This is a genomic window from Desulfocapsa sulfexigens DSM 10523 (assembly GCF_000341395.1).
GTDB lineage: Bacteria > Desulfobacterota > Desulfobulbia > Desulfobulbales > Desulfocapsaceae > Desulfocapsa > Desulfocapsa sulfexigens.
This window is the reverse complement of the sequence record NC_020304.1, coordinates 3,781,248-3,806,091: the sequence shown is the minus strand read 5'-3', so window position 1 is coordinate 3,806,091 and position 24,844 is coordinate 3,781,248. Positions and strand designations below refer to the sequence as shown.

Below are 24,844 nucleotides of genomic sequence, written 5' to 3'. Positions count from 1 at the left end.
ACTGAGCAGGTGTTGAGTAGTAGGTAAAATCGCCTTAGTAGCGATTGGTGTTTTGTATAGACTCTTATTAATATTTGAGCCGGAAATACCGGTGATTGAAGGAGAACGCATTATGCGTATAGCAATACCAACGAATAATCCAGGAGGTATGGAAGCCTCCCGTTCCGACCATTTTGGACATTGTGATGTCTTTACCCTGGTGGAAGTGGATGATAATAAAAAAATTACTTCAGTGGAAATGCTACCCGTGCCGGATCATGGCGCGGGTGGCTGTATGGTTCCTGTTAATTTCCTGAGAGATGCAGGTGTGCAGGCGATCGTTGTGGGTGGAATTGGCGCCAGGCCCATGCAGGGATTTGCTGAAGTCGGGATTGATGTATACTGGGCAGATCGTAATTCCATTCCAGATGCGGCTGCCGTTATGGAGAAATTCTCCGCAGGACAACTTCCCAAGATGAACGCTGATCAGGCCTGTGGCGGCGGAAGTGCCTGTCATCACTAAGGGCTTGTTTTTCATGGATGATGGAGTATAAGGAACATATACTCTTGCAAGGAAACAGCAGAAATAGCTTCTGCTGTTTCCTTTTTTTTCATTTTATTTAGGGTTTTTTCCCGCCTCACCACAGAGACGATATGTCACCAAGACCAAAGAAACTGAGAAAATGCGAAGGAAATTTTTGCGGCCGTGCTTTTAAGCCCACGGGAACACCGTTGTCAAAGCTCGATAAGATTGAACTTTTCCGGGATGAAATGGAAGCTTTGCGACTGTGTGATCGGGAGGGGCTGACTCAGGAAGAAGCCGGTATAAAGATGGGTGTGTCTCGTGGGACTATCCAGCGTATCATCACCATCGCGAGGAGAAAGACGGCTGAAGCAATTTCCGAGGGCAGGGCGTTGATTTTCGTTGATGAGGACGAGGGCCAATAACACGATTGGTATTATGGGGTTTGCGGAAAAAAGGATCGATTTTCTGGCCTTTTGACCGCAAACCTGGAGCCGTTACCTGCGTAGCGCGATGTTACACATTTTCCCTGGTCTTATGGAATTTCACTTCGGGCCATTTTTCCATAAAGAAGTTGAGCATCCATTCGTTTTGTGCCAGATAGGTGAGGAATCCTTCCGCATCTGTGGCTAGGGCTCCCTGGTTCTTCTGTTCAAATTCAGCCAGTTTTTTCTTGTCTGCACATTCAACCCAGCGGGCAGCCTGGAAGTCAATGGGTTCGTAGAGCGCCTCCACGCCATACTCATTCTTCAGCCTGGCAACAGTAACCTCAAACTGAAGAACACCCACTGCACCCATGATATATGAGGCACCTATCTGGGGGCGGAAAACCTGGATGGCACCCTCTTCGGCAAGCTGTTGCAGTCCCTTCTGAAGCTGTTTCATCTTCAGCGGGTTCTTGAGAATAATGCGGCGGAAATGCTCCGGAGCAAAGTTCGGGATACCGGTAAATTTCAGGAGTTCTTTCTGGGTAAATGTGTCGCCGATCTTGATTGTTCCGTGATTGTGGAGTCCGATGATATCTCCAGGCCACGCCTCTTCCACATTGGCCCTGTCCTGTGCCATAAATATAGTCGCGTTGGAAAGGGTGATGTCTTTGCCAAGTCGATGATGCTTGACCTTCATTCCCCGGACAAATTTCCCGGAGCAGATTCTGAAAAATGCGATACGGTCACGGTGGGCAGGATCCATATTTGCCTGGATCTTAAAAACAAAGCCGGAAAAATCCTCTTCAAAGGGTGATACATCTCTGCTTGCAGCCGCCCGTACATTGGGGGGCGGTGCCATCTCAACAAAGGCATTGAGGAGTTCCTGAACGCCGAAGTTGTTAACCGCAGAGCCAAAAAAAACAGGGGTCTGGCTGGCACTCAGATAATGGTCGTATTCAAACGGATTAGCAGCACCTTCAAGAAGTTCAATATCATCACGGAGATTTTGAGCATCGTGGCTGCCGATTATTTCGTCAAGCCGTGGATCATCCAGTGATTCTATGGTGATACCATTCTGGTCTCTGTTTCCCTGGCCGGCAGTAAAAAGATGGATCTGTTTTTTGTATATATTATATACTCCTTTGAATGTCTTGCCCATACCAATGGGCCAGGACATAGGCGTACACTCAATCTGAAGTTTATTTTCGATGTCTGCCAGAATATCGAGAGGCTCCATTCCTTCTCTGTCGAGTTTGTTGATAAAAGTGATAAGGGGTGTGTTGCGCATTCGGCAAACCTCCATTAACTTTTCCGTCTGGGCTTCAACGCCCTTGGCTGAATCAATTACCATGATTGCAGAATCAACTGCGGTGAGAACCCGATAGGTATCTTCCGAGAAATCCTGGTGGCCCGGGGTGTCAAGGAGATTTACTTCGTAGTTGCCATAGGTGAATTTCATCACCGATGTGGTAACGGAGATGCCTCGTTCCTGTTCAATGGCCATCCAGTCGCTGGTGGCATGACGGTCAGCTTTTCTGGATTTCACAGCGCCCGCCATGTTGATGGCACCACCATAGAGAAGGAGTTTTTCTGTGAGGGTAGTTTTTCCCGCATCCGGATGGCTGATAATGCCAAAGGTGCGCCTTTTTGCTATTTCCTGTTCCTGCTGTTTGCTCATTGGAAGAATCTGGTTGGAATTATATGGTTTTGTAGTATAAAAAACTGGCGGAATACTGAAGGTGTTTGCTTATTAGTCTATCCGTCTTCCGGTACAAAGGGAGAAGCATAGGCGTTTTTGTCAGGAAAGAAAACTAAAAACGAGTGAAGTATGGAAACAAGTCGAAGAATTCTGGTTACTGGTGGTTGCGGATTTATCGGAGCAAATTTTGTTCGTCTCATTTTAGAGTATTATCCAGAATGGCGTGTTGTTAATCTGGATAAGCTTACCTATGCAGGAAATCTTGAAAACCTGAAAGGTATAGAGGAAGGTGACCAGTATCGATTTGTTAAAGCTGATATCTGTGATGTGCAAGCCATGGAAGAGTTGTTTGCAGAAGAGCAGATTGATAGTGTGGTGCATTTTGCAGCGGAATCCCATGTGGATAGATCAATTACAGGCCCTGCTGACTTTATTCAGACCAATATTGTCGGTACTTTTTCTCTTCTTGAAGCCGCACGAAAAACATGGCTTGAAGGCAAGTGGGAGGCTAATGCTCCTCGCTTTCTTCATGTGAGTACCGATGAGGTGTATGGTTCTCTTGGCGATAGTGGTATGTTTACCGAAGCCACACCCTTTGATCCGCGCTCTCCCTATTCAGCATCTAAGGCCTCATCGGATCATCTGGTTAATGCCTATTTTCACACCTATGGCCTCCCGGTAGTGATAACGAACTGTTCAAATAACTACGGCCCCTATCAATTCCCTGAAAAATTGATTCCCCTCGTATTCCACAATTCAATGACTGGAAAAACATTGCCCATATATGGTGATGGGAAGTACGTCCGTGACTGGCTCTATGTGAAAGACCATTGTGAGGCAATAGTGGAAGTGTTGGTTAAGGGAAAGAACGGTCAATCCTATAATATAGGTGGCAATAATGAAAAACAGAACCTTGAAGTGGTAACACTTATCTGTGATACTCTTGATAAGAAAATTGGACTTCCGGAATCCGGGCAACCGCGTCGCAATCTGATTACATTCGTGAAGGACAGGCCTGGTCATGACAGGCGTTATGCCATCGATGCTTCTTTTATCAAGGAGCAGTTAGGTTGGGAACCCAGGGTTACTTTTGAAGAGGGGGTTGAGAAGACCGTGGACTGGTATCTTGACAATCAGGAATGGGTGAGTTCCGTGATTGATGGTTCCTATCAGAAATATTATGAAAAGATGTATGGTTAATTTATGAAGATTACTGCAACTGCAATCCCCGATGTACTTCTGGTGGAACCGACTGTTTTTGGGGATGACAGAGGTTTTTTTTACGAGAGTTATAATGAACGGAAATGGCAGGAACTGACCGGAATACAGACACGGTTTGTCCAGGACAATCATTCCCGATCTTCTAAAAATGTGCTTCGCGGTATTCATTACCAGATACAGCAGCCACAGGGGAAACTGGTTCGAGTTGTTATCGGGGAGGTTTTTGATGTGGCAGTTGATTTGCGGCAGAGTTCTCCAACATTTGGCCAATGGGTAGGGGAACATTTAAGTGCCGAAAATAAGAAGAGTCTATGGGTTCCGGAAGGCTTTGGGCACGGTTTCCTTGTACTTTCCGAGGTTGCTGAGTTTCTGTATCGGACCACTGATTTTTATGCTCCGGAACATGAGCGCTGTATTGCCTGGAATGATCCGGATATCGGGATTGACTGGCCTCTGGATGGAGATCCTCTTCTTTCTGAAAAGGATAAAAATGGAGGGAGTCTCAGTACGGCGGAATGTTATATTTGATTTCTTTAGCGACGGTTTAAATTACAGCCATCTACCTGGGTGAATGCCTGGGAAAGATGTTTGAAAAATGTCTTTGCAGCCGCATCTTCCGGGTTGCGTTCCAGTATTTCCTCGTAAATAGTGAACAGTTTTGTCAATACATGGGGGATGTCATCTTCTCCGATGTCACCAAGGATTTCCCAGAGCTTATTCGTGTCTATCATGTGGTTTTGATTCTAACACCATTCAAAGTTGAGGGTATTGTCCAGTGCGTCAACCCGAAGCACTTTCACCTGCACCCGTTGACCAGGCTCGGGCCGATTGATGGCAGGAGTTGGCATGTCAAAGTTCAGAAGAATATCCGTGAGTAGAAGGGATGTTCGTTTGGGCCCGGATTCAAGGGTCAGGGCTGTAAGGGGATGCTCTCTTTTTGTCTCAAGGTATTTCAGTAACCAGTAGCGGTGACGTTGTTGCCGTACACTATTGGCACGGGCGAGCGTTCGGCCAATGACTGAGGTGAAGTCCTTGCACATTTCCTCGGTAAAGCGGATGTCTTGACGTCGTATCAAAGAGTGGAGCTGGTGCTGCATTACCAGATCAAGAAGTCTGCGTATCGGGGAGGTGATCGTCGTGTACTGAGTGACTCCCAGGCCGCTATGGGGCTGAGCATTGATCAGCAGTTCGCCACGTGACAACATCTTTCGTTGCATTGAATTGAGAAAAAGGTCGTTGTCCAATCCTGAAACAACCCGTCTTCGTGGTGGTTTCTGAGCTCTGAATAATCCGGGCGCCATCCTGTCGGCGACATATCTGGCCGCCTGGGTGTTGGCAAGAATCATCATCTCAGATACCAGTGTTCGTGATGGAGTGTCAGTGTCGGCAAGGCTGACCTGAACTTTTGAGCCATCATGGACATGAATATTCACATCGGGAAAGGGGAGAAGCAGGGCCCCTGCATCGAGGCGCCTGTTTCGCAACTTAATGCGAAGGTCGTTGAGTATGGCAAGCTCAGGATCGGTTTTGATCATGGTGTCAGCTTCGTCGTAGGTAAGGCGCCTTGCCACTTTTATAATAGATGGGTAGATCCGAATCCTGAGGACTTCAGCTTCATCGGAGAGAAGGATCATAAAACTCATTGCTGCCCGAAACTCTCCTTGAATCAAACTACAAATTCCCTGGGAAAGATGGCGGGGAAGCATGGGAATCTGACCCTCCGGGAAATAAATGGATGTTCCGCGCTGCATTGCTTCCAGGAAGAGAGGATCTTCGGGGCGTACATAATGGGCAACATCCGAGATGTGCACCCCAACCAGGACGTTGCCATTATCCTGTGCCTCAACAGTGAGGGCATCGTCAAAATCCAGTGTGGTGGAACCATCTATGGTGATGGGTTTCAGGTCGGTGAAATCCTTTCGTGCCGGATCCTGGAAAAGTTTGTCGACTCCCTGCTGGAGCAGCATTTCAGCCTGCTGGATACCAAGCAATGGAAATACCACCGGTAGATCATTGCGAAGCAGAGGGATGTTTTCGTTGGCGTCCCAGATTCCGGCTTTCACCAGAAGATGAAAGGGGTCGTGTGGTCTGTTGAAACCGGCAGCTTTGAGGATTTTCCTGGCAATATCGGCATGTTTGGATTCAGCGCCCGAAAGATAGAAATCACGGATGATTGCAAAACATTCTTTGCCATTTTCATCGATAACGAGATTTTTCCGGGAACTGTTATGAACCTGTTGGAGAAAATCTGCACCCATGCTGATAAGAGTTTGAAGTTTTTCCTCTTTGTCACGCTGCCTTAGCAGTTGCTCTGTTTGCTCTGGACTATGGGCAACGACCTTGCCTTCTTTATATTTAAAATATAACCTGTCAATAAATATTGTGCGTAGAAAGGCAGAAACAATATCGTCATCAGCGTCCTGACCAAAACTCAGTTCAGCAAGAAAATCCGGCGAAAATGTATCCGAGGGCTCTTCAGAAATAAGTTCCCATATTTCCTCAAGATTGATCTTCTCCATGAGTTGTGTCCGGAGCGTGGCTGTTTCCTGGAGCTGTCTGGTTAATTCTTCTCGGGGAAGTTCAATTGTGTGATTTTTCTTTGAACAGTGAACTATACGGGAGGCAGGTAGGTTCATTTCTCTGCCATTCTGGTTTATGAGTCTTAGGCGTTTAGCTTGAGCATCAATGACATAGGCACAGAAAAACTTACCTCCATCTAGATATTCTATGAGTTTTCCTGTTGTTGCCACGCGTTGTCGCCTTTTCGTTCAAGTGGTGAAAAAAAGAAGATGTTTTTTGCTAAGATTAATATAGTTACTTTAATTAAAGCATAACCTTGTTACTATAGTGCGATTTTGTGTTTTGAGCACTTTAAAAAATAAATATTTTCCCCATAGCCGAGGAATAGGAAATTGATAGATATTAATGATTTTTTGAGTGAACCCATTCGATCTGGAATGGTTGCAATTGTTGGCCCACCCAATGCTGGCAAGTCAACCCTGATGAATTATCTGCTTGGCCAGAAGATATCTATCGTCAGTCATAAGCCTCAGACGACGAGGAATCGTATCCTTGGCGTGGTAAACGATGATAAATATCAGATTGTTTTACTTGATACTCCTGGCCTTCATAAGGCACGACAGCCTCTGAATCGGGAAATGGTACGAATTGCCATGGAAAGTCTGAATGAGGTTGATGTTATTGTTTATATGATTGATGTCTCTTTGCCACTTCCTGAAAAGGTTGAGCAGGAAAAAAATAAAGAGATGATGGAGCAGATGGAAGGTGTTGCTGCCCCAGTAATTCTGGTATTGAATAAAGTTGATTTGTTGGAAAAAGAACGACTTCTTCCGATGATGAAAAGATACTCTGAACTTTTCCCTTTCCATGGTGTCTTGCCTCTTTCTGCTTTAACTGGCGAGGGAACGGAGGTCGTCGTAGAGGAATTGCTGAAACTTCTGCCCCTTGGTCCCAGGTATTTCCCAGAGGATGTTCCAACGGACGCCAGTGAACGTTTCCTTGCTGCTGAAATTGTAAGAGAAAAGGTTTTTATTCTCACCGGGCAGGAAATCCCCTATTCAACTGCTGTAACCATTGAGTCCTTTCAGGATGACGAAACAAAGAAGATGACCACAATCCATGCCACCATTGTTCTGGAAAGAAATTCCCAGAAAGGTATAGTTATAGGCAAAGGTGGAAAAAAACTCAAAAGTATCGGAACTGCAGCTCGTAAAGATATTGAAAAAATGCTCGGTCAAAAGGTTCTTTTGAAGCTGTGGGTTAAGGTTAGAAAAGACTGGTCTAAAGATGAACGCTTCCTGAAGGAGCTAGGATTCTAAATACTCCCATTTGGAAGTTGTGTGAAGCCACTTATATTTTCCTGATTACTATCGAAACTCAGCTTTGCAACCCTGAGTTGTTCCGTGTCGATTACATGGGACACCATAAACCCATCCCTGGGGGCTCTGCTGCGGCCGTCCAGGCCGCAGATGCCCATATAATGAACACGAAACAACTCCTCCTCAAACGGGTAGGCTGAGGATTAGTGGTAATCAGGTATATTTTTCAAGGAGCTGCTGGACTGAGTATTGCCTTACTTACCGTTTACTTGTGTTAGGTGTTGATAAATGATATGCTTCTGTGGTAGTAAGTAATTTGGGCATTGGGGGTTGTTTTTTTTTTGATCCAGGTGACGTCTCTTCTTTTGAATTTCTGGTAAATAAATGAAAATAAAAGTTTGGTCTGTTTTTTTAGCGATTGTTCTTTGCTTGACAGTAGCTGGTTCCGGTTATGCTGCTGACTGTAATGCAATAAAAAAGGCACTGAAACAAGAGCATGATGTAAAGAAAAAACGAAAGATCCTTGGTGATGCCATTGCTCAGTGTCCCAATGATCCTGATATTAATTATAAATACGCATTAAGTCTGGAGCGGTTCAGAAAGTATGAAAAGGCCTTAGGATACTATCAGAAGGCTATTCTCGCCGATCCTGCAATGGCTAAAGCGTATGCAGGTATGGGGGATGTTTATATTTATCTGGGGTTACTCGATGAAGCCATAGATGCCTATAAAAGTGCTGTGAAATATATGCCTGAAAACGAACGTTTTGAAGGGCGTTATTCTCGTTTGAGTATCAAGCGGAAGGCACTAAGGGGTGAGGTGTTGTCAGTGGCTGAATTTATAAAGGTGATGGACCATCGCGGGAAAATTTCCAGTAATATGCCTCTGTTGCTGACCGGACCTGCCTTACAATACCGTATCGCGTTTGTAGAAGGATCTGGAACGCTGCAACCCACCGGTATCAGACAGCTCGGAGCCGTCGGACAGGCAATGCAGAACGATGCAATTCAGCATGTCCGGTTTGAGATCTCTGTTCATGTAGATCAAGGGTTTTCGTCATCTGAGGAAGCCTTTGAAAGGTCAAAGGCTCGGGCGCTGATGATAAAGGATCAGCTTGTGACTAATTTCCTGATTGACCCAAAACGCTTGGAAATTGCCTGGTATGGCGACGCCCAACCTTTGGAAACCGGAGCTCAGGCAGGTGGTATTATTGCCAATGAAAGAGTAGAATTTAAAAGAATTGTTGAATAACTCTTTAAGAAGTTTATCGTGACTTATCCACTTTAATACGTGATAAAAACGGATTGAAGTGAGGGGACGATTTATTGCAAGTATATTGTAGGCTGCTGCAGGGTTTCTTCCATGGAACAGTGCGAACTGTGAAGTTTTTTCACTCACTATCCAGGGCTTTCAGGAATCCATGTCCCTGATCCCATCACATCTCTGTAAACAACATCATCAGTGTTGCCGTTATTATCCCACCAAGTTTCGAGATGCAGTTCATTTTTTTCTGCCCCAATCGTTAGCTTTCTGTTAAAAGGAAATTTTCAGCATAGAACATAGAACAGACTCAGGGTATTAATCAAAACGCAACCTGTGATAAAGTGTGTACTGTTTTTCGTGAAATTTTTAAAGTTCCTTTGACTGTTTCGGTTGGGGAGTTGTTTCGGGTGCTGAGTTGGTTTTATATTCGGTATACAGGTTGAGGCTTTTGAGAATGTTCAGCGCTGATCGCAACTGGTTGTCTTTTTTGAGACGATCAGCTACTGTCTTTCGCTCTTCCTGAGTGATACCTTTTACTTCTGTATCAAGTGCAGGTTCGCTTGCCTGTTTGGGCTGTCTATCACCGTTTAAGATATGATTTTTTAGATCCGCTTCCCTCACGAATTCAGGGAGAATACGCTCTTCTTTTGTATTCTTTACGTAGGTGATATGTGGAACTTCGACGTCGGGAATTATGCCGGTTGCTTGTATTGATCTGCCGTTTGGTGTGTAGTAGCGCGCAGTGGTAAGTCGAAGGCCGGATCCCCCTGGCATGGGGAGGATGGTCTGAACCGAGCCTTTGCCAAAGGTCTTGGTTCCGACAATAACACCCCGTTTGTGATCCTGAATTGCGCCAGCAACAATTTCAGAGGCGCTGGCAGATCCTTCGTTCACGAGAACGACCAATGGATACTGATTCTTGCCATTGTTGGCATGAGCCTGGAAAGTCATATTCTGCTCTTGGATTCTCCCCTTTGTGTACACAACAAGACCTTCTTCAAGGAAAATATCAGAGATTGAAATTGCTTGATCGAGGAGTCCTCCTGGATTGTTTCGGAGGTCGAGGATTAACCCCTTAATCGGGTTTTTGAGGTTTAATTCGTTCAGAAGCGCTTTTGTATCCTTTGTCGTCTGGCCCTGAAAGTTGGTGATTCGAATATAGGCAAATCCAGGTTCGAGAAAAAGGCCGGTGACGCTATGGAGTGAGATGATGTCACGTATTATGGTAAATTCTTTTAATTCCTGCCAGCCATCACGGTAAATTGATAAGGTAACCTCGCTTCCCTTCTGCCCTCTCAGCAATTTAATTGCGTCCATTGCTGCCATGTCTTTAGTTGCATCACCATTAATTTTTACGATGAGATCCTTTGCCTTAAGTCCTGCAAGATCTGCCGGCGTTCCCTCAATGGGAGAGATGATGGTGAGGATTCCATCACGAATAGTGATCTCGATTCCGATCCCAGAAAAGTTACCTCTTGTTTCATCCTGTAATTCATCAAAGTCTTCGGCTGTGAGGTATGACGAATGAGGATCAAGGGAACGGAGCATACCACTGATTGCCCCTTCTATGGTTGTGTCGGCGTCTATTTCATCAATGTAGTTTTCCTGTAGAATACTGAGGACATTGGCAAATATTTCCAGCTCGCGGTAAGTGGCTTCTCGCTGATCCTGAGAGATGGCAGCAAACGAAGGGCCTGTTAAGCTAATGAACAATGAAAAAACCGAAAACAAAATTACTATTATTTTCACGTGATATCCGTTGCAGTTGATTGGGGGGTGGGTAACTTAAAAATATCTTTTCCAATTATGGCAGAACAAGACCACTGTTGTCAAGCCACTGTAAAGGGTCGAGTGGGGTTGAGCCGTGGCGGATTTCAATATAAACACCTTCTTCCATGAGAGTTGCAGTGTCACCGGTGAGAGCAATGATGTCTCCTTGGTTCACAGTAGCGCCTTCTTTCACGAGAAGTTTTTCAAGACGTGAAATGATAGAAAAATACTGGTAGCCATGATCGATAATAATTGTGTTCCCATAACCATAGAGATAGGAGGCGTAGCGTATCTCACCATCAAAAATTGCATGGACACGGTTCGTGCCTTCCGTAGCAATGGTTATCCCCTTTGTTTTTCCTTTGACCCCAAGGCGGTTTTTCCGTTCCTGGCCAAAGAGAGCTGTGACCTTTCCTGAAAGTGGTGCCGGGTGTTTCCCCTTATCTACAAGAAATCCCTGGTCGAGGAGTGTATCTTTTCTTTTCAGGGCGTCGAGAGAGTTGGAAAGGTTATCGGCAACCTTTTCCATTTCCATAACCGCCTGCTCGTGGAGTTCCTTCTGTGTTTCAATCTGTTTGAGCAACGTCTCTTTTTCAAGTTTGATCGTTTTTGTGGCTTCCTGTTCGATTTTTGCCTGGGAGAGGAAATCATGCAAAACAGTTTTTTCAAGATTCAGGGTTTCTTTTGCCTGCTGCAACTCGTAAATGGACTTACGATATTTCTTGATAAGGCTTTTGTCGTATTCAATCAGGCTGGTGAAGGAATCTCGAAATTTTAACATTTGCGGCATACTCTCTGTGGAAAACGCCACATTTGCAACTCCAATTTCTCCCATCTTGTAGTAGGCCCTGATTCTCTCCTGAAGGTGGTGCTGTACTGCCTTCTTGGCTCTCTGTGATTTCTGGAGCTCAGTCTCTTTGACGCCTATCAGATACTCCTGTTTGTTCATTTCGGCTTCAAGGTCATGTAATTTTTTCAGCTGTGAAAAAAGTCTGGATTCTATCTGGGCCAGCTCGTCGAGGAGATTACGTTTCTTTTCTTTAGAGGACTGTATCTGGAGTTGTTGGCTGGCTATGCCTTCCTGGAGTTTGCTGATGTTGATACGGTATTTTTGGATATCCTTTTTAATACTCTGTTTTTCCAGTGTACGGTCACTTTGGGCCTTACAGTCATGGGGGAAGGAGGCAGAAAATATCAGAATACAGGCAACCAGTAGTATGGACTGTGTCGGACCAGGAATTCTGAACTGTTGAAGAGCGTTGCTTGAGAAAAACATCAAAGCCGTAAAAATTTTCGTATGGATGTATAGCTACCGAGGCTGCAGAGACAGATGGAGCTAAGAATAATCAGGAAGATGACAACGGGTGAAAAAAAACTGAAATGAAAAACATTTAAAAGGCCGGGGCCTGCAAAGTGTGCACTGATCCACTGGAAAAGGCCATACAATGCCAACAACCCGATAATGGAACCCATGAATCCCTGGAGAATCCCTTCGATGAGAAAAGGGGTTCGTATGTAACTGTTGGTGGCCCCTACAAGTTTCAACAACTCAAGTTCGTCCTGGCGTCCCATGATGGTAAGTCTGATGGTGTAGGCTACCATAAAGGTTGCGGTGAGTATAAGAAGTGTCCCGCTTAAAAGTACTACGATGGTCAGTAATCTGGTGAAATAGTAGAATCGTTCCACCCATTCCTGACCATACTGAACTTTTTCCGTGCCGGGCAGGTTTGCCAGATATTCTGAGAAAAGTTTGATCTGGTTGTAACCCCGGAGACTTTTTAAAGGCACAATTTCAATGGACGCAGGCAGAAAATTCTTTGGCATGTCAGCCAAGACATCGGAGTCTTCACCAAGTTGCTCGGCAAAGCGCTCGTAGGCCTCTTCCTGCGAGATAAAACGGATTTCTTTAACTCTGTCAAAATTTTCAATTTTGCGACGAAGCTGTTGCTGCATTTGGGGACCGGGTTCGTCCTCCAGATAGACAATCAGTCGAAGGTCGTCACTCAATCTGTCACCGGCACCCAGCATATTGGTGTATATGAGATAGAAAAAAGCAAAAATCAATACAGAGAGACTGACGGTCAGAAAAGTCATAAACTGGGAAGTCCAGGTTTGTCGGAGATTACGACCTGCCTGTCTGAAGACTGCAAACCAGAAATTCATTACCGGCCTCCCCTTGTAAGGGAGTGGATATTGCCATCGCGCAGTTCCATGATTCTATGGGTACCCTGCTGATAGATAGAGGCGTCGTGAGTGGCAATAACAATAGTGGCACCAGCTTTGTTCGATCGGGTGAGGAGTGACATCACACGTTCCGTGGTGGATGCGTCAAGATTTCCAGTGGGCTCATCAACAAGAATCAGGCGGGGCGAGTTTGCAACGGATCTGGCCAGTGCCACACGTTGCTGTTCTCCGCGAGAGAGTTCGCTGGTAATGGTATCGTACTTGTCAGTCAACTGTAACTGCTCAAGGAGGTCTCTTACCCGGTGCCTGATGGCACGTGGGTTTTTATAGGAGACTTCCATGGCAATGGCGATGTTTTCTGCAACAGTGCGATTGCTTAACAATTTGAAGTCCTGATAGGCGACACCGATTTTTTGTCTCAGGTGAGCCAGGTTCTTACCCCGGAGGGTGTTGATATTGTAGCCAGCCACTTCAATTAACCCATTACTGGGTGTTTCCATATTGCAGATGAGTTTCAGCAGAGTTGTTTTGCCGGCACCACTTCTGCCTATAAGAAAGAACATTTCACCCGTTTCGATGGAAAATGAAATGTCGGAGAGGGCTTTAATGTTGGGGGCATACGTACGACTCACCTTGATCATTTCGATCATGGTGTTTCTCTTTAGCCCTTTATCGTCTGTGGATTCTTGATTGGTCACTGGCAAGTGTCTAAAAGAGTAAATTATGAAAAGATTTTATCAAACATTTCATTGACGGTAACCACAATATCATCATTGTCGTCAAGGTTGAGATAGGATTCACCACTGAGTTCCTGGTTGATTAGCGATTCACTTGAAGGAATGATACCACCAAGCTGCATCCCGGAATCCGCCACGGCTTCGTCTATCTTGCTTTGAAGGGCCGGCGGTACGGGGTGTGGGGCACGATTCACCAGAAGAAACTGATTTTTGATTTCAAGTCCAAGGGGTTCTGTGATGTCTGATATCCGTTTTGCAGTGAGTATCCCTCTGGCAGACGGATCAGAAGTGACAAGAAGATAATCAATAGTACGCATATTCATACGACTCAAATGCTCCATTCCGGCTTCGTTGTCAACGATGATGTACTTGTAGTTTTCTGCCAGTTTGTCCATGGTCATGGCAAGATACTGGTTTGCTGCGCAGTAGCAACCTGGGCCGTCGGGTTGTCCCATAACAAGCAGGTCATATCCGGTCTCTTCTATAAGTGCCTGATGAATTTTCATTTCCATGAATTGATCACGGGTCACGTTAGGGGGGAGTTCCCCTTTGAGTTCTTTACGAATCTGGCCAAGAGTGATATTGACGTCAAGCCCTAAAAGTTCATTGAGATTGGCATTGGCATCTGCGTCGACGAGCAGAAAGGGAGTCTGTCTTTTTTTGAGCAAATATCTGGTCAACAGGGCCGAGGTGGTGGTTTTTCCCGTCCCACCTTTACCAGCCATGGCAATGATTTTAGTCATGGATTGTCTCTATAGTTATGTGAAAGAGTACTGTATTATGTAAGTTTTAAGTAAATATACAACCTTACTATAGTAATTAAGGCATACGCGGATGTCAAATTTAAAGCTGGTTTCAGTGGAATTTACCAATTTTCCTTGCATCTTCACCCTCAGTTGGTATTTTTAGCAGTTTTTATTTGTCACATTACTTATGCAGCAGCTTTTACATTGCAAACCGAATATCGCAAACCGCGTATCAAGGAGAGAGTTATGGATTACAGGGACACCCTGAATCTGCCGCAGACCAAGTTTAAGATGAAGGCCAATCTGAATCAGAAAGAGCCAATGTACCTTAAACGCTGGGAAAAAGAAGATTTATATGGAATGTTACAAGTTCATGCTCAGGGCAAGCCATTGTATGTGCTTCATGACGGCCCTCCCTATGCCAATGGTCACATCCACCTTGGCACTGCCTTCAATAAAATTTTAAAAGATATTATTCTGAAATCCAGACGTATGGCTGGATTTCAGGCTCCATATATTCCGGGTTGGGATTGTCATGGGCTGCCCATTGAGCACAATGTGGATCAGGAACTTGGTGAAAAGAAGAACTCTATCCCCAAGATCGCCAAAAGAGGAGCATGCCGCAACTATGCCGGTAAGTGGATCAAGACCCAGAAGGATGAGTTCAAGCGTCTTGGAGTACTTGGTGACTGGGAGAATCCTTACCTTACCATGAATTACGACTACGAGGCAACCATTGCCCGTGAATTTAATGAGTTCCTCCTCTCAGGTTCAGTAATTCGTAATAAAAAGCCGGTATACTGGTGCTCCACTTGTACTACTGCCCTGGCCGAGGCTGAAGTCGAGTATTATGATCACACTTCACCTTCTGTTTATGTGAAATTTCCTGTCCAGGAGGATTGGTCCGACGTGAATCCAGCGCTGTCTGGAGATAAACTCTCCGTGGTTATCTGGACCACCACTCCCTGGACCCTGCCAGCAAATCTTGCAGTGGCATTTCATCCGGATTTTGAATATGCCGCAGTAAAAACAGGCGATGAAATATTGATCATGGCCAAAGAGTTGGTTGAAGGTGTAATGGAGGAGATGGCTGTTGGTGAGTATTCAATTGTCTCCACATTTTCTGCCCAGGGGCTTGAAAAACGAAAATGCCGTCACCCCTTTATGGATCGTGATTCCTTGATGGTACTGGCCAATTATGTCACTCTTGAAGCTGGAACAGGTTGTGTACATACCGCTCCGGGACATGGTGCTGACGATTATTTGACAGGGCTGCGCTATGACCTTGAAGTGCTGTCTCCCGTTGACAGTGAAGGGCGCTATACCGATGAGGCTGGAAAATATGCCGGTCAGCAGATTCCTGCAGTGAATAAAGTTATTAATGCAGATATGACAGTAAGCGGTGTTCTGCTTCATGAATCTTCCCTGCATCATAGTTATCCACACTGTTGGCGCTGTAAAAAACCGGTTATGTACCGGGCAACCCCCCAGTGGTTTATTTCGATGGAGATCAATGATCTTCGGAAAAAGGCTTTGAAAGAAATAGAAAACGTTGTCTGGACTCCATCCTGGGGGATGAATCGTATCCACTCCATGGTGGAAAATCGTCCTGACTGGTGCCTGTCCCGTCAGCGTACATGGGGCGTTCCCATAACGGTTGTCAGCTGTAAGAGCTGTGGTGAAGTTGTCAAAAGTGAGGCTCTGGTTGCACGCATCGATGAACTCTTTCGAAAAGAAGGGGCTGATGCCTGGTTCAGCCATGAGCTCTCTGACTTTCTTGAAGAGGGCTTCTGTTGCGCTTCATGCGGAGCCAGTGATTTTGAGAAAGAGGAAGATATTCTTGATGTCTGGTTTGATTCAGGATCTTCCCATGCAGCCGTTGTAGAGGCGCGTCCAGAGTTACGATATCCGGCTGATCTCTATCTGGAAGGCAGTGATCAGCATCGAGGCTGGTTTCAGAGCTCTCTGCTCACCTCCGTCGGAACCCGTGGTCAGGCACCGTTTAAGGGCGTTTTGACCCATGGCTATGTGGTCGATGGTCAGGGAAAGAAGATGTCAAAATCCATTGGTAATGTGGTTGCTCCCGGTGAGGTTATAAAAACATTTGGCGCCGAGATCCTGCGTCTCTGGGTCTCAAGTGAAGATTATCGCGATGATGTGAAGGTTTCCGATGAAATCCTTAAACAGGTCGCGGACAGTTATCGAAAAATTCGTAATACCATCCGTTATATGCTTGGGAATGTAACGGATTTTGATCCTTCTCTTCATGCCGTGCCATTTGAGAAGATGGAAGAGATTGATCGCTGGGCACTTGGCCGTTTTGAAGCACTGCGAGCTAAGGTGACCACTGCCTACGAGAAGTATGAATTTCATCCTATCCATCAGGCTCTGAATTATTTCTGCGGAACCACCATGAGTGCCTTCTATCTTGATATCCTAAAAGACAGGCTCTACTGTTCTGGAACTGATTCACATCTGCGTCGCTCGGCTCAGACGGTATTGTACGAGGTTCTGGAAGGGTTATTGCAACTCATGAGTCCGGTACTGACTTTCACCACCACCGAGGCCTGGGAGCATTTTAAGAATCTGGATGACAATTCACCTTTGGAAAAAAGTATCTTTTTTACCGAATTTCCTTCCGCAGCTCCTGAGCGTCTTGATGTCAGTCAGGAAAAACGATGGAACAAACTGATTCAGGTTCGTTCTGCAATTACCAAGTCTCTGGAAGCAGCGCGTCGCGAAAAACGTATCGGCCATCCGCTTGAAGCTGAAGTCTTGATTGAGGTGACCGGTGATTGGGCAACTTTTATCGAGCAGGAATGGGAGCAGGTGAAGGATGTCTGCATTATTTCGGTGCTTACCCGTTGTGAAGATAAGAGTGCTGTTACTGATCTTGATTTTATGGTCAGTGAGGAAATTCCAGAGCTCGCTGTCGCTGTTCGTGCGGCAAGTGGCGAAAAATGTGAACGCTGCTGGACCCGTGACAGTTTTGTAGGCAGCAATTCCGATCACCCGCAACTCTGTAAACGTTGTCTGGATGTTGTGCTTGCCATGGACATCAAGGAGTAGCAGGAATTGTTTTTCTCCATATTTCTCCTACTTCTGGTGGTTGGGTTTGATCAATTGACAAAAGTCTGGGTGGTTAAGAGCTTTCAGTTGTATGAATCGCTCGATGTCATTCCTGGTTTTTTCAGTCTCACCTATCTTACCAATAAAGGTGCAGCCTTCGGCTTTCTGGCAGGAGTGACTTCCGTCTGGCGGCATTATTTTTTTCTGATTCTCGTAAGTGTTGCCCTTGTGTTGATAGTGATTGCCTGGTTTCGAATGCGAAACGACCATCGTTTCTATGGTCCCGCTCTTGCTCTTATTGCCGGGGGGGCCATTGGGAACGCTATTGACCGCATTCGCCTGGGGGCAGTGGTTGATTTTCTTGATTTTTATGTGGCAGGCCATCACTGGCCTGCGTTTAATGTGGCTGATTCCGCAATTTGTGTGGGTGTGGCTCTTTTTCTACTGGCGAATTTTCTCGAAGAACGGCAGAAGAAACAAATACAGGTATAGGAATAAAAGATTACATGAAAATAGCAGTACTCTTTCCCGGTCAGGGATCACAGTTTTTAGGAATGGGACGTGAGTTTATTGATTCAGACAGTGATTGTCGAGCCATTATGGAAATGGCGGCATCCGTCTGTGATTTTCCGTTGGAGAGCCTCATTCAGGAGGGCCCCATGGAGGAACTTACCAGGGCAGTCCATCTACAGCCAGCCATCACCGTTACAAACCTGATCTGCTATCAGGCTCTGAAAAAGGCGTGGGGAGACAAGTTTTCAGCTACCTGTTTTGCCGGACACAGCCTGGGTGAATACTCGGCCCTTTGTGCTGCAGGTGTTCTTTCTGTTGAAGATACCATACGACTGGTTATTAAACGTGGTGCTCTGATGGAACGTGAAGGGCAATTAAATCCCGGTGGTATGCGAGCAGTCATTGGGAAAAATATTGATGAAATCGAGGCAATCATCGCAGATTGCAGTGATGCCGGTATCGTCACTGCAGCAAATCATAATACGGAGCTGCAGGTTGTGATTTCCGGCTCTATTCCTGGTCTTGATGCCGTCTCAGCAGTTGCAACGGAGGATGGTGCCAGGGTTATTCCTCTTGCTGTAAGTGTAGCCAATCACAGTCCCCTGGTTGCCAATGCCGTTCCTGATTTTGCAGATTTTATGGATGGAGTTGAATTTAAGGTACCTGCAACTCCCGTTTATTTTAATGTCTCAGCAGGTGGTGAGCGGGATACCGTGAAGATAAAGAAGATGATGGCCAGCCAGATAGCATCACGTGTCCGCTGGTTTGAAACAATTACCACCATGATTAATGAAGGTGTGGATACCTTTATTGAAGTTGGCCCTAAAACCGTGCTGAAGGGGATGATGCGGAAGATTGCTCCTCAAGGATACAAATACCAGGCCTTGCAGTTTGATACTCCTGAGGGACTTGCCAAATGTATGGATAAGCTTGCTTAGGTGTTGGTCGCACGAAAGGCCGTTAGAATATTTCTCTGCGTCGTGAATTACCTCCTGTTGTGATATGAAATGATAGAGCGCTGCATAAAAATAATACGAGAAGGTGGCGAGCTTGATTTTAACCAGGCCATGGAGCTTGCTCAGAAGGCCAGTTTAGCAGATTTATGTGATGCTGCAGTAGAACTCTGTCATGATGTTCACGGAAACAGTTTTGATCTCTGTTCTATTATTAATGCCCGTTCAGGGAAATGTTCCGAAGACTGTCGCTATTGTGCTCAGTCCATCCATCATACTACGAATATCAAAAGCTATGATCAGATTGATTCCCGGACTGCCATAGCACAGGCCAGGGAAAATGATGCTTATGGTGTCAACCGTTTATCCCTGGTTACGGCTGGTCGAAGTTTGAATCCGTCTCAAATAGAGGGTATGGGAAGTTTATATGATGCCATGGCTGAGAAGACAACTCTCCGCTTTTGCGCCTCCATGGGTTTTCTCACAAAAGAGAGTGCTCGGCAGTTGGTCTCTTTCGGGGTTGGCCGATATCACTGCAATCTTGAGAGCTGTCGCGATTTCTTTCCTTCTATCTGTACTACCCATACCTGGGAAGAAAAGGTGGAAACACTGAAAATTGCCAGAGATGCGGGGATGGACCTTTGTTCCGGTGGTATAATTGGCATGGGTGAAACACTGGAGCATCGTTTACAGCTTGCCTTCGAGTTACGGGGCCTTGGTGTTCTTTCCATTCCCGTCAATATTCTCAGTCCTATAGCATCAACTCCTCTCGCCCATATCGAAGCGATCTCCCTTGAGGATGTCCTGCGTTGTGTGGCTCTTTTCCGTTTTGTAAATCCTCATGCAGTGATCCGTATTGCAGGTGGTCGTGGACGGTTCGGCCATGATCAGTACAGGTTGTTTGCAGCAGGAGCAAACGGAGCGATTGTCGGTGATTATCTTACCACAGCCGGAGCTGGAGTTACTGAAGATATTGAGGAATTTATAAAACTTGGTTTTGATCTGTCTGGAAAACAGTAATGACTGTTGATGAACTCCTTGCCTATGACAGGCAACATCTCTGGCATCCCTATTCTTCAATAAGCAATCCACTTCCCATGTATGCCGTGGAATCGGCCTCAGGTGTCCGCATTCGTTTGAGCGATGGCCGGGAACTGATCGACGGGATGGCCTCCTGGTGGTCTGTGATTCATGGCTATAACCATCCGCTCCTCACTGCTGCTCTGCAGGAACAGGCCGGGAAACTGTCTCACGTGATGTTTGGTGGACTAACCCATGAACCTGCCGTTAATCTTGCCCGTACCCTCGTCGAAATTACTCCTGATCCACTCGATCTTGTCTTTTTTGCAGACTCCGGGTCGGTTGCCGTGGAAGTTGCCATGAAGATGGCCATTCAATATTTTCATGCACAGGGGAAAGCCGCCAAAAAGCGATTTCTCACTATTCGTTCCGGGTATCATGGCGACGTCTTTCACTGTATGTCCGTCTGTGATCCGGTGAATGGAATGCATCATATCTTTGAAGGTGTTTTGCCCGAGTATCTTTTTGCAGATAAACCCCAGTGTCGCTTCCACGACGACTGGGATTCAGAGGATGTCGGATCGTTTGAACAACTCATTGCTGAACACCATGAATCGCTCTGCGCAGTTATTCTTGAACCCATTGTTCAGGGCGCTGGTGGTATGCGTTTTTATCACCCGCAATACCTGAAAAGGGTTCGAGAGCTTTGTGATCGTTATGATGTTTTGCTTATTGCAGATGAGATCGCAACTGGTTTTGGCCGCACTGGAAAGCTTTTTGCCTGTGAGCATGCAGATATCACTCCCGACATTCTTTGTCTTGGCAAGGCACTCACTGGTGGATATATGACTTTGGCTGCAGTTTTGACCACCAGGGAAGTGGGGGACGTGATATCAGGTGGTGATCCCGGGGTATTTATGCATGGTCCGACCTTTATGGCAAACCCTTTGGCCTGTGCCGTGGCAAATGTCTCTGTGAATCTGCTGCTTGAATCAGGCTGGCAGGAACAAATCAAGGCCCTTGAAAGTGGCTTAGGTCATGGGCTCTCTCCCTGCAGTACACTTGAGAGCGTCACGGATGTCCGTGTGCTCGGCGGAATCGGTGTGGTTGAGATGAATAATCCCGTGAATATGGAGCATATTCAGGCAGCCTTTGTTGAGAAGGGTGTGTGGGTGCGCCCCTTTGGCCGTCTGGTGTATGTGATGCCTCCCTACTGCATGGAAAGGGCAGACCTTGACATCTTGACCACTGCGATCTGTGAAGTACTTGAAGAGGAGCAGAACAACTGATGTCGCGATACGGGCAAAAGCTTCAGGACCTTGAGGCAAAGGGACGTCTGCGGGAGTTGACTCCACTGCAGCGTTGTGGCGCTGGTCGGGTGAATTACCAGGAGCGGACTCTTCTCAATCTGAGTTCTAATGATTATCTGGGGCTCGGCCAGGACAAAGAACTGCGAAGACGTTTTTATCAGAGATTGGATCACGGAGATGGTGAAAACTTCGCACTTGCTGCAGCCTCTTCCCGTTTGCTAACCGGCGATTTCCTGCTTGCGCATCGTCTTGAAAAGGAACTCGCAGGTGCATACGGAACCGAGGCCGCCCTGTTGTTCAATTCCGGCTATCATGCAAATATTGGTATTCTTCCCGCACTGTTTGGTAAGGGAGACCTGATTCTATCAGACAAGTTGAACCACGCCTCTATCCACGATGGATTACAGCTCAGCCGTGCTGACCATAAACGTTTTCGTCATGGAGACTATAAGCAGCTGCATGGTCTGCTTTCCAGATACCGTAAACAGTATGATCAGGTGGTACTTGTCTCCGAGTCTGTTTTTAGTATGGATGGAGATGAGGCTGACCTTGAACGTTTGCTTGAGCTGAAGCATGAATTTGATGTTAAAATCTATCTGGATGAGGCACACGCTGTTGGTGTCTATGGCGAGAATGGCCTGGGCAAGGCAGAGGAAAGAGGAGTTCTTTCCGATATTGATTTTTTGGTGGGAACCTTTGGCAAGGCACTTGCCTCCATTGGTGCCTTTATCTGCTGCTCTAAAGAAACACGCGATTATTTAGTGAATCATAGCAGATCTTTTATCTTCACAACCGGGCTGCCCCCCGTGACTCTCAATTGGAACCTTTTTGTCTTCCGGCATATGCAGGCAATGTCTAAAGAGAGAAAGCACCTGCAACGGATAGCACAGCAGTTACGTCTTGGTTTGCAGGAGAAAGGAATAGCAACAGGTGGCAGCACCAATATTGTCCCTGTTCTGATAGGGGAAGACAGTCTAGCCCTTGAACAGGCTAAAAAAATGCAGGAACTTGGTTACCTTGTTCTTCCGGTGCGGCCTCCCACCGTGCCCGAGGGGACAGCACGGTTTCGTTTTTCCATCTGTGCAAATATGGAATGGCAGGATTTGCAGACACTCCCGGAACAGCTCGCTGCAATGGCGCAAGGTGCACGCCGTGAAAAGTAAATGGCTCCATCAAAGAGAATCTAACAGGCTGATTTGTTTTTGTAATGGCTGGGGAATGGATGAGCGTCCCTTTATCCCACTTACGAGTGATCGATGGAATATCCTCATGTTTTACAATTATGCTGATCTTCGTACTGATCAGGATCTCCATGGGCTGATGGGCCAATACGAAGATATTGTTCTTATTGCCTGGTCCATGGGGGTATGGGCAGGACAACGGCTCTTTCAGCCATTCAAGAAAAACTTACGAGTGGCACTAGCCATTAATGGTACTCCTTGTCCAATAGATGATCAGTTCGGGATTGCGGAGGCTGTTGTCCGGGGAACACTTGATAACCTGAATGAAAAACAGCGCTTGAAATTCTACTACCGGATGTGCAGAGATCGGCTTCTGTACAGTCGTTTTCTGGAAAATCAACCCCTGCGCAGTGTGGAGGATCAGCGATGTGAGCTTGGAGCCTTGCTGAAAAATGCCTGCCATTGCCAGGGGGAGGAATCCATTTATGATTGTGCCCTCGTTTCAGAACACGATCTTGTAATGCCAACACAAAACCAGCTCAATTACTGGCCCGAAAAAAGAGTACGCCGGGTCGACGGATCCCATTTTCTGTTTTATGGTTATGGCAGTTGGGATGAAATTGTTGACGGCTTGTACTAAGAATTTGGAGTGGCATGGTTTTTCAGCTTGATAAAGAAAGAATAGCACGGTGTTTTCGTCGCAGTCTTCTGACCTACGATGATGCAGCTGTTGTCCAGAAGAACCTTGTCGGACGATTGCTTCAAAGCGTTTCTCTGCTGCCGGACACGGCTTTTCGCCGAGTACTTGAGGTGGGGTGTTGTACTGGAGGTCTCAGCGAACAACTTTGTGCTGAAAAGCCTTTAAAAACACTTTACTTGAACGACCTGGTTTCTGATTTTGAAGAGGTGGTCTTAAAGCGACTCACAAAGTTTGAATCGCCTCAGTTTGTATCCTGTTTTGGTGATATTGAAACCCTGGCACTGCCGCTTGACCTTTCCCTTGTTATTTCCGGAGCGACCTTTCAGTGGTTGAGCGACCTTCCTGCATTTATTACACGATTAAGTGGTGTATTGAAATCTGGATCATATCTCGCCTTTTCAATGTTTGGCCCTGGAACATTATCGGAATTTTCCAGCCTTACTTCCGTAAAACTGCAATACCACTCCGATAATGACGTCCGTGCTCTTCTTGAACAGAATTTTGTCGTAGAGTCATTTGAAAACCATGAGGAACAACTCTTTTTTCCTTCAGTTCTGGAAATATTAAATCATATTCGTGCCACCGGTGTCGGCGGGGTGAGTGAGTACCAGTGGAACAGGGAAACACTCAAAATGTTTGAGGAACATTATATGACAGAGTTTGGAAGTGATAAAGGGTTACCCGTCAGTTATGCTTCATCCTGCTTTGTGGCAAGAAAACGCTGATGTCTCCGGTAACGTGCATAAGTGGGATCGACACCGATATCGGGAAGACCATTGCCACCGGTCTAATGGCAAAGATTCTTTTGTCTCAGGGCTGTTCTGTGGTAACCCAGAAGATTGCCCAGACTGGGTGCACCGGTATTGCTGAAGATATTCAGAAACATCGGGAACTGATGGGGGTTGCCCTGTACCCGGAAGACATAAGTGGACTCACCTGTCCCTATGTTTTCAGTAAACCCTGTTCTCCACATCTTGCTGCTGAGCTGGAAGACACCCAGATTGATCTGGAAAAAATCACGGTTGCGACAAAGACTTTAGCTGCAAGTTATGAGCATGTACTGCTTGAGGGGGCGGGAGGACTGATGGTTCCACTTACCAGAGATATGACATTCCTCGATTACCTTCAAGAACAGCATTATCCAATGATTTTAGTGTCAAGTCCAAGGCTGGGGTCTATAAATCACACCCTTTCAGCTCTGGAACTGGCAAAGAGAAGAGGGATAGAAGTGAAAGGGATTATCTATAATTGCTATGCATCCTGTGATGATACTATTTGCCTTGATTCAAGAAATGTTTTCGTCAGTTCTCTTCGCAAATATGGTTTTTCTCCAACCGTTGTTGATATGAACTCCCTAGAGAGTTATCGGGATTCCGGCCCCTATATGGATTGTCTTCGATGGTTTTCCTTGTAACACATACACTTTCTAGGTTGTGCCAAACCTGCTCAAATAGACAGGATTCTACTGGAGTAAAAAATGATATATATACAAAAACGAATATGCCTCAGTTGTCGTAAATTCAGGCTCGAGGATCCCTATTCCGGTGTGTGTCGAGTGGATAAGACTGTAAATCCGTATCCTGTGAAGACCACGGAAGAAACCTGTGAGAAGTGGATTGATGGTGGTCATCAGTACCATATTCGGTTGGGATGGATCAAGAAGACCCTGGAAAAAGAAAAAACAACAGGAGATAAATAATTATAAAATC

At 46.0% G+C, this 24,844-nt stretch carries 24 protein-coding genes; 16 read left to right on the top strand and 8 right to left on the bottom strand.

What is annotated here, in order from left to right; translation table 11 throughout:
- Window positions 1–112 precede the first annotated feature (112 nt).
- Together UWK_RS16980 and UWK_RS16975 are read left to right on the top strand one after the other, a co-directional pair.
- Window positions 113–502 (top strand): NifB/NifX family molybdenum-iron cluster-binding protein, encoded by a 390-nt coding sequence (locus tag UWK_RS16980; RefSeq protein ID WP_015405623.1) that lies wholly within the window; start codon window positions 113–115, stop codon window positions 500–502.
- Window positions 503–633: 131 nt separating this feature from the next.
- Entirely contained in the window at window positions 634–927 is a 294-nt protein-coding gene (locus UWK_RS16975) for a DUF134 domain-containing protein (protein WP_015405622.1), read from the top strand.
- Between the two features lie 91 nt (window positions 928–1,018).
- Here the strand turns inward: UWK_RS16975 and UWK_RS16970 are convergent, their stop codons facing one another.
- Window positions 1,019–2,608 carry a peptide chain release factor 3 gene (locus tag UWK_RS16970; protein ID WP_015405621.1) on the bottom strand — a complete coding sequence of 530 codons (1,590 nt, stop codon included), beginning with the start codon at window positions 2,606–2,608 and terminating at the stop codon, window positions 1,019–1,021.
- 150 nt (window positions 2,609–2,758) lie between these two features.
- Here UWK_RS16970 and rfbB point away from each other — a divergent pair, with 150 nt between their 5' ends.
- Window positions 2,759–3,829: a dTDP-glucose 4,6-dehydratase gene (gene rfbB / locus UWK_RS16965; protein ID WP_015405620.1), complete on the top strand. Its 1,071-nt coding sequence runs from the start codon at window positions 2,759–2,761 to the stop codon at window positions 3,827–3,829.
- 3 nt (window positions 3,830–3,832) lie between these two features.
- A complete protein-coding gene (gene rfbC, locus UWK_RS16960; RefSeq protein WP_015405619.1) occupies window positions 3,833–4,378 on the top strand; it encodes a dTDP-4-dehydrorhamnose 3,5-epimerase in 546 nt (181 codons plus the stop codon).
- Window positions 4,379–4,383: 5 nt separating this feature from the next.
- Here the strand turns inward: rfbC and UWK_RS16955 are convergent, their stop codons facing one another.
- Window positions 4,384–4,581 carry a hypothetical protein gene (locus tag UWK_RS16955; protein ID WP_015405618.1) on the bottom strand — a complete coding sequence of 66 codons (198 nt, stop codon included), beginning with the start codon at window positions 4,579–4,581 and terminating at the stop codon, window positions 4,384–4,386.
- A 12-nt stretch (window positions 4,582–4,593) separates the two neighbouring features.
- The gene (locus tag UWK_RS16950) at window positions 4,594–6,600 is read right to left on the bottom strand and encodes a ribonuclease catalytic domain-containing protein (RefSeq protein ID WP_015405617.1); all 2,007 of its coding nucleotides are present in this window, start codon (window positions 6,598–6,600) and stop codon (window positions 4,594–4,596) included.
- Window positions 6,601–6,807: 207 nt separating this feature from the next.
- Here UWK_RS16950 and era point away from each other — a divergent pair, with 207 nt between their 5' ends.
- Both era and UWK_RS16940 read left to right on the top strand, forming a co-directional pair.
- Window positions 6,808–7,689: a GTPase Era gene (era, locus tag UWK_RS16945; RefSeq protein WP_041917132.1), complete on the top strand. Its 882-nt coding sequence runs from the start codon at window positions 6,808–6,810 to the stop codon at window positions 7,687–7,689.
- Between the two features lie 384 nt (window positions 7,690–8,073).
- The gene (locus UWK_RS16940; RefSeq protein WP_015405615.1) at window positions 8,074–8,940 is read left to right on the top strand and encodes a tetratricopeptide repeat protein; all 867 of its coding nucleotides are present in this window, start codon (window positions 8,074–8,076) and stop codon (window positions 8,938–8,940) included.
- Window positions 8,941–9,318: 378 nt separating this feature from the next.
- Here the strand turns inward: UWK_RS16940 and UWK_RS16935 are convergent, their stop codons facing one another.
- The 5 genes from UWK_RS16935 to UWK_RS16915 all read right to left on the bottom strand — a co-directional run bounded on the left by UWK_RS16935 (window position 9,319) and on the right by UWK_RS16915 (window position 14,386).
- Window positions 9,319–10,701, bottom strand: coding sequence for a S41 family peptidase (locus UWK_RS16935; RefSeq protein ID WP_015405614.1), 1,383 nt, complete (start codon window positions 10,699–10,701; stop codon window positions 9,319–9,321).
- Between the two features lie 55 nt (window positions 10,702–10,756).
- Window positions 10,757–11,998 (bottom strand): murein hydrolase activator EnvC family protein, encoded by a 1,242-nt coding sequence (locus UWK_RS16930; RefSeq protein WP_015405613.1) that lies wholly within the window; start codon window positions 11,996–11,998, stop codon window positions 10,757–10,759.
- A complete protein-coding gene (gene ftsX, locus UWK_RS16925; protein WP_015405612.1) occupies window positions 11,998–12,885 on the bottom strand; it encodes a permease-like cell division protein FtsX in 888 nt (295 codons plus the stop codon). Before ftsX ends, UWK_RS16930 begins: the two co-directional genes overlap by 1 nt.
- On the bottom strand, window positions 12,885–13,556 hold the full coding sequence (gene ftsE / locus UWK_RS16920; protein ID WP_015405611.1) for a cell division ATP-binding protein FtsE: 672 nt from the start codon (window positions 13,554–13,556) through the stop codon (window positions 12,885–12,887). The genes ftsX and ftsE overlap by 1 nt, the downstream gene beginning before the upstream one ends.
- Before the next feature lie 71 nt (window positions 13,557–13,627).
- The gene (locus UWK_RS16915; RefSeq protein ID WP_015405610.1) at window positions 13,628–14,386 is read right to left on the bottom strand and encodes an ATP-binding protein; all 759 of its coding nucleotides are present in this window, start codon (window positions 14,384–14,386) and stop codon (window positions 13,628–13,630) included.
- Between the two features lie 249 nt (window positions 14,387–14,635).
- Between UWK_RS16915 and ileS the strand changes: the two genes are divergently transcribed.
- From ileS to UWK_RS16865, 10 genes are all read left to right on the top strand, one after another.
- Window positions 14,636–17,458 carry an isoleucine--tRNA ligase gene (gene ileS, locus UWK_RS16910; protein WP_015405609.1) on the top strand — a complete coding sequence of 941 codons (2,823 nt, stop codon included), beginning with the start codon at window positions 14,636–14,638 and terminating at the stop codon, window positions 17,456–17,458.
- Window positions 17,459–17,464: 6 nt separating this feature from the next.
- On the top strand, window positions 17,465–17,950 hold the full coding sequence (gene lspA, locus UWK_RS16905) for a signal peptidase II (RefSeq protein ID WP_015405608.1): 486 nt from the start codon (window positions 17,465–17,467) through the stop codon (window positions 17,948–17,950).
- 14 nt (window positions 17,951–17,964) lie between these two features.
- Window positions 17,965–18,909, top strand: a complete 945-nt coding sequence (locus UWK_RS16900) for an ACP S-malonyltransferase (protein ID WP_015405607.1) — start codon at window positions 17,965–17,967, stop codon at window positions 18,907–18,909.
- 69 nt (window positions 18,910–18,978) lie between these two features.
- A complete protein-coding gene (bioB, locus tag UWK_RS16895; RefSeq protein WP_015405606.1) occupies window positions 18,979–19,944 on the top strand; it encodes a biotin synthase BioB in 966 nt (321 codons plus the stop codon).
- The gene (gene bioA / locus UWK_RS16890) at window positions 19,944–21,233 is read left to right on the top strand and encodes an adenosylmethionine--8-amino-7-oxononanoate transaminase (protein ID WP_015405605.1); all 1,290 of its coding nucleotides are present in this window, start codon (window positions 19,944–19,946) and stop codon (window positions 21,231–21,233) included. The genes bioB and bioA overlap by 1 nt, the downstream gene beginning before the upstream one ends.
- Complete coding sequence (locus UWK_RS16885) at window positions 21,233–22,417, top strand: aminotransferase class I/II-fold pyridoxal phosphate-dependent enzyme (RefSeq protein ID WP_015405604.1); 1,185 nt, start codon at window positions 21,233–21,235, stop codon at window positions 22,415–22,417. Before bioA ends, UWK_RS16885 begins: the two co-directional genes overlap by 1 nt.
- Window positions 22,407–23,075, top strand: a complete 669-nt coding sequence (locus UWK_RS16880) for a DUF452 family protein (RefSeq protein WP_052327027.1) — start codon at window positions 22,407–22,409, stop codon at window positions 23,073–23,075. The genes UWK_RS16885 and UWK_RS16880 overlap by 11 nt, the downstream gene beginning before the upstream one ends.
- A gap of 14 nt (window positions 23,076–23,089) precedes the next feature.
- A complete protein-coding gene (locus tag UWK_RS16875; protein ID WP_015405602.1) occupies window positions 23,090–23,860 on the top strand; it encodes a methyltransferase domain-containing protein in 771 nt (256 codons plus the stop codon).
- Entirely contained in the window at window positions 23,860–24,549 is a 690-nt protein-coding gene (gene bioD, locus UWK_RS16870; protein WP_015405601.1) for a dethiobiotin synthase, read from the top strand. Before UWK_RS16875 ends, bioD begins: the two co-directional genes overlap by 1 nt.
- 63 nt (window positions 24,550–24,612) lie before the next feature.
- A complete protein-coding gene (locus UWK_RS16865) occupies window positions 24,613–24,834 on the top strand; it encodes a hypothetical protein (protein ID WP_015405600.1) in 222 nt (73 codons plus the stop codon).
- The last annotated feature ends 10 nt before the right edge of the window (window positions 24,835–24,844 follow it).

Coding starts and splice junctions, on each gene's coding strand:
- rfbC (WP_015405619.1), top strand. CDS start 3,833: ATGAAGATTACTGCAACTGCAATCCCCGATGTACTTCTGGTGGAACCG.
- UWK_RS16955 (WP_015405618.1), bottom strand. CDS start 4,581: ATGATAGACACGAATAAGCTCTGGGAAATCCTTGGTGACATCGGAGAA.
- bioA (WP_015405605.1), top strand. CDS start 19,944: ATGACTGTTGATGAACTCCTTGCCTATGACAGGCAACATCTCTGGCAT.
- UWK_RS16875 (WP_015405602.1), top strand. CDS start 23,090: ATGGTTTTTCAGCTTGATAAAGAAAGAATAGCACGGTGTTTTCGTCGC.
- UWK_RS16940 (WP_015405615.1), top strand. CDS start 8,074: ATGAAAATAAAAGTTTGGTCTGTTTTTTTAGCGATTGTTCTTTGCTTG.
- era (WP_041917132.1), top strand. CDS start 6,808: ATGGTTGCAATTGTTGGCCCACCCAATGCTGGCAAGTCAACCCTGATG.
- rfbB (WP_015405620.1), top strand. CDS start 2,759: ATGGAAACAAGTCGAAGAATTCTGGTTACTGGTGGTTGCGGATTTATC.
- ftsX (WP_015405612.1), bottom strand. CDS start 12,885: ATGAATTTCTGGTTTGCAGTCTTCAGACAGGCAGGTCGTAATCTCCGA.
- bioD (WP_015405601.1), top strand. CDS start 23,860: ATGTCTCCGGTAACGTGCATAAGTGGGATCGACACCGATATCGGGAAG.
- ileS (WP_015405609.1), top strand. CDS start 14,636: ATGGATTACAGGGACACCCTGAATCTGCCGCAGACCAAGTTTAAGATG.
- UWK_RS16915 (WP_015405610.1), bottom strand. CDS start 14,386: ATGACTAAAATCATTGCCATGGCTGGTAAAGGTGGGACGGGAAAAACC.
- UWK_RS16865 (WP_015405600.1), top strand. CDS start 24,613: ATGATATATATACAAAAACGAATATGCCTCAGTTGTCGTAAATTCAGG.
- UWK_RS16970 (WP_015405621.1), bottom strand. CDS start 2,608: ATGAGCAAACAGCAGGAACAGGAAATAGCAAAAAGGCGCACCTTTGGC.
- UWK_RS16975 (WP_015405622.1), top strand. CDS start 634: ATGTCACCAAGACCAAAGAAACTGAGAAAATGCGAAGGAAATTTTTGC.
- UWK_RS16930 (WP_015405613.1), bottom strand. CDS start 11,998: ATGTTTTTCTCAAGCAACGCTCTTCAACAGTTCAGAATTCCTGGTCCG.
- UWK_RS16980 (WP_015405623.1), top strand. CDS start 113: ATGCGTATAGCAATACCAACGAATAATCCAGGAGGTATGGAAGCCTCC.
- UWK_RS16900 (WP_015405607.1), top strand. CDS start 17,965: ATGAAAATAGCAGTACTCTTTCCCGGTCAGGGATCACAGTTTTTAGGA.
- bioB (WP_015405606.1), top strand. CDS start 18,979: ATGATAGAGCGCTGCATAAAAATAATACGAGAAGGTGGCGAGCTTGAT.
- ftsE (WP_015405611.1), bottom strand. CDS start 13,556: ATGATCGAAATGATCAAGGTGAGTCGTACGTATGCCCCCAACATTAAA.
- UWK_RS16885 (WP_015405604.1), top strand. CDS start 21,233: ATGTCGCGATACGGGCAAAAGCTTCAGGACCTTGAGGCAAAGGGACGT.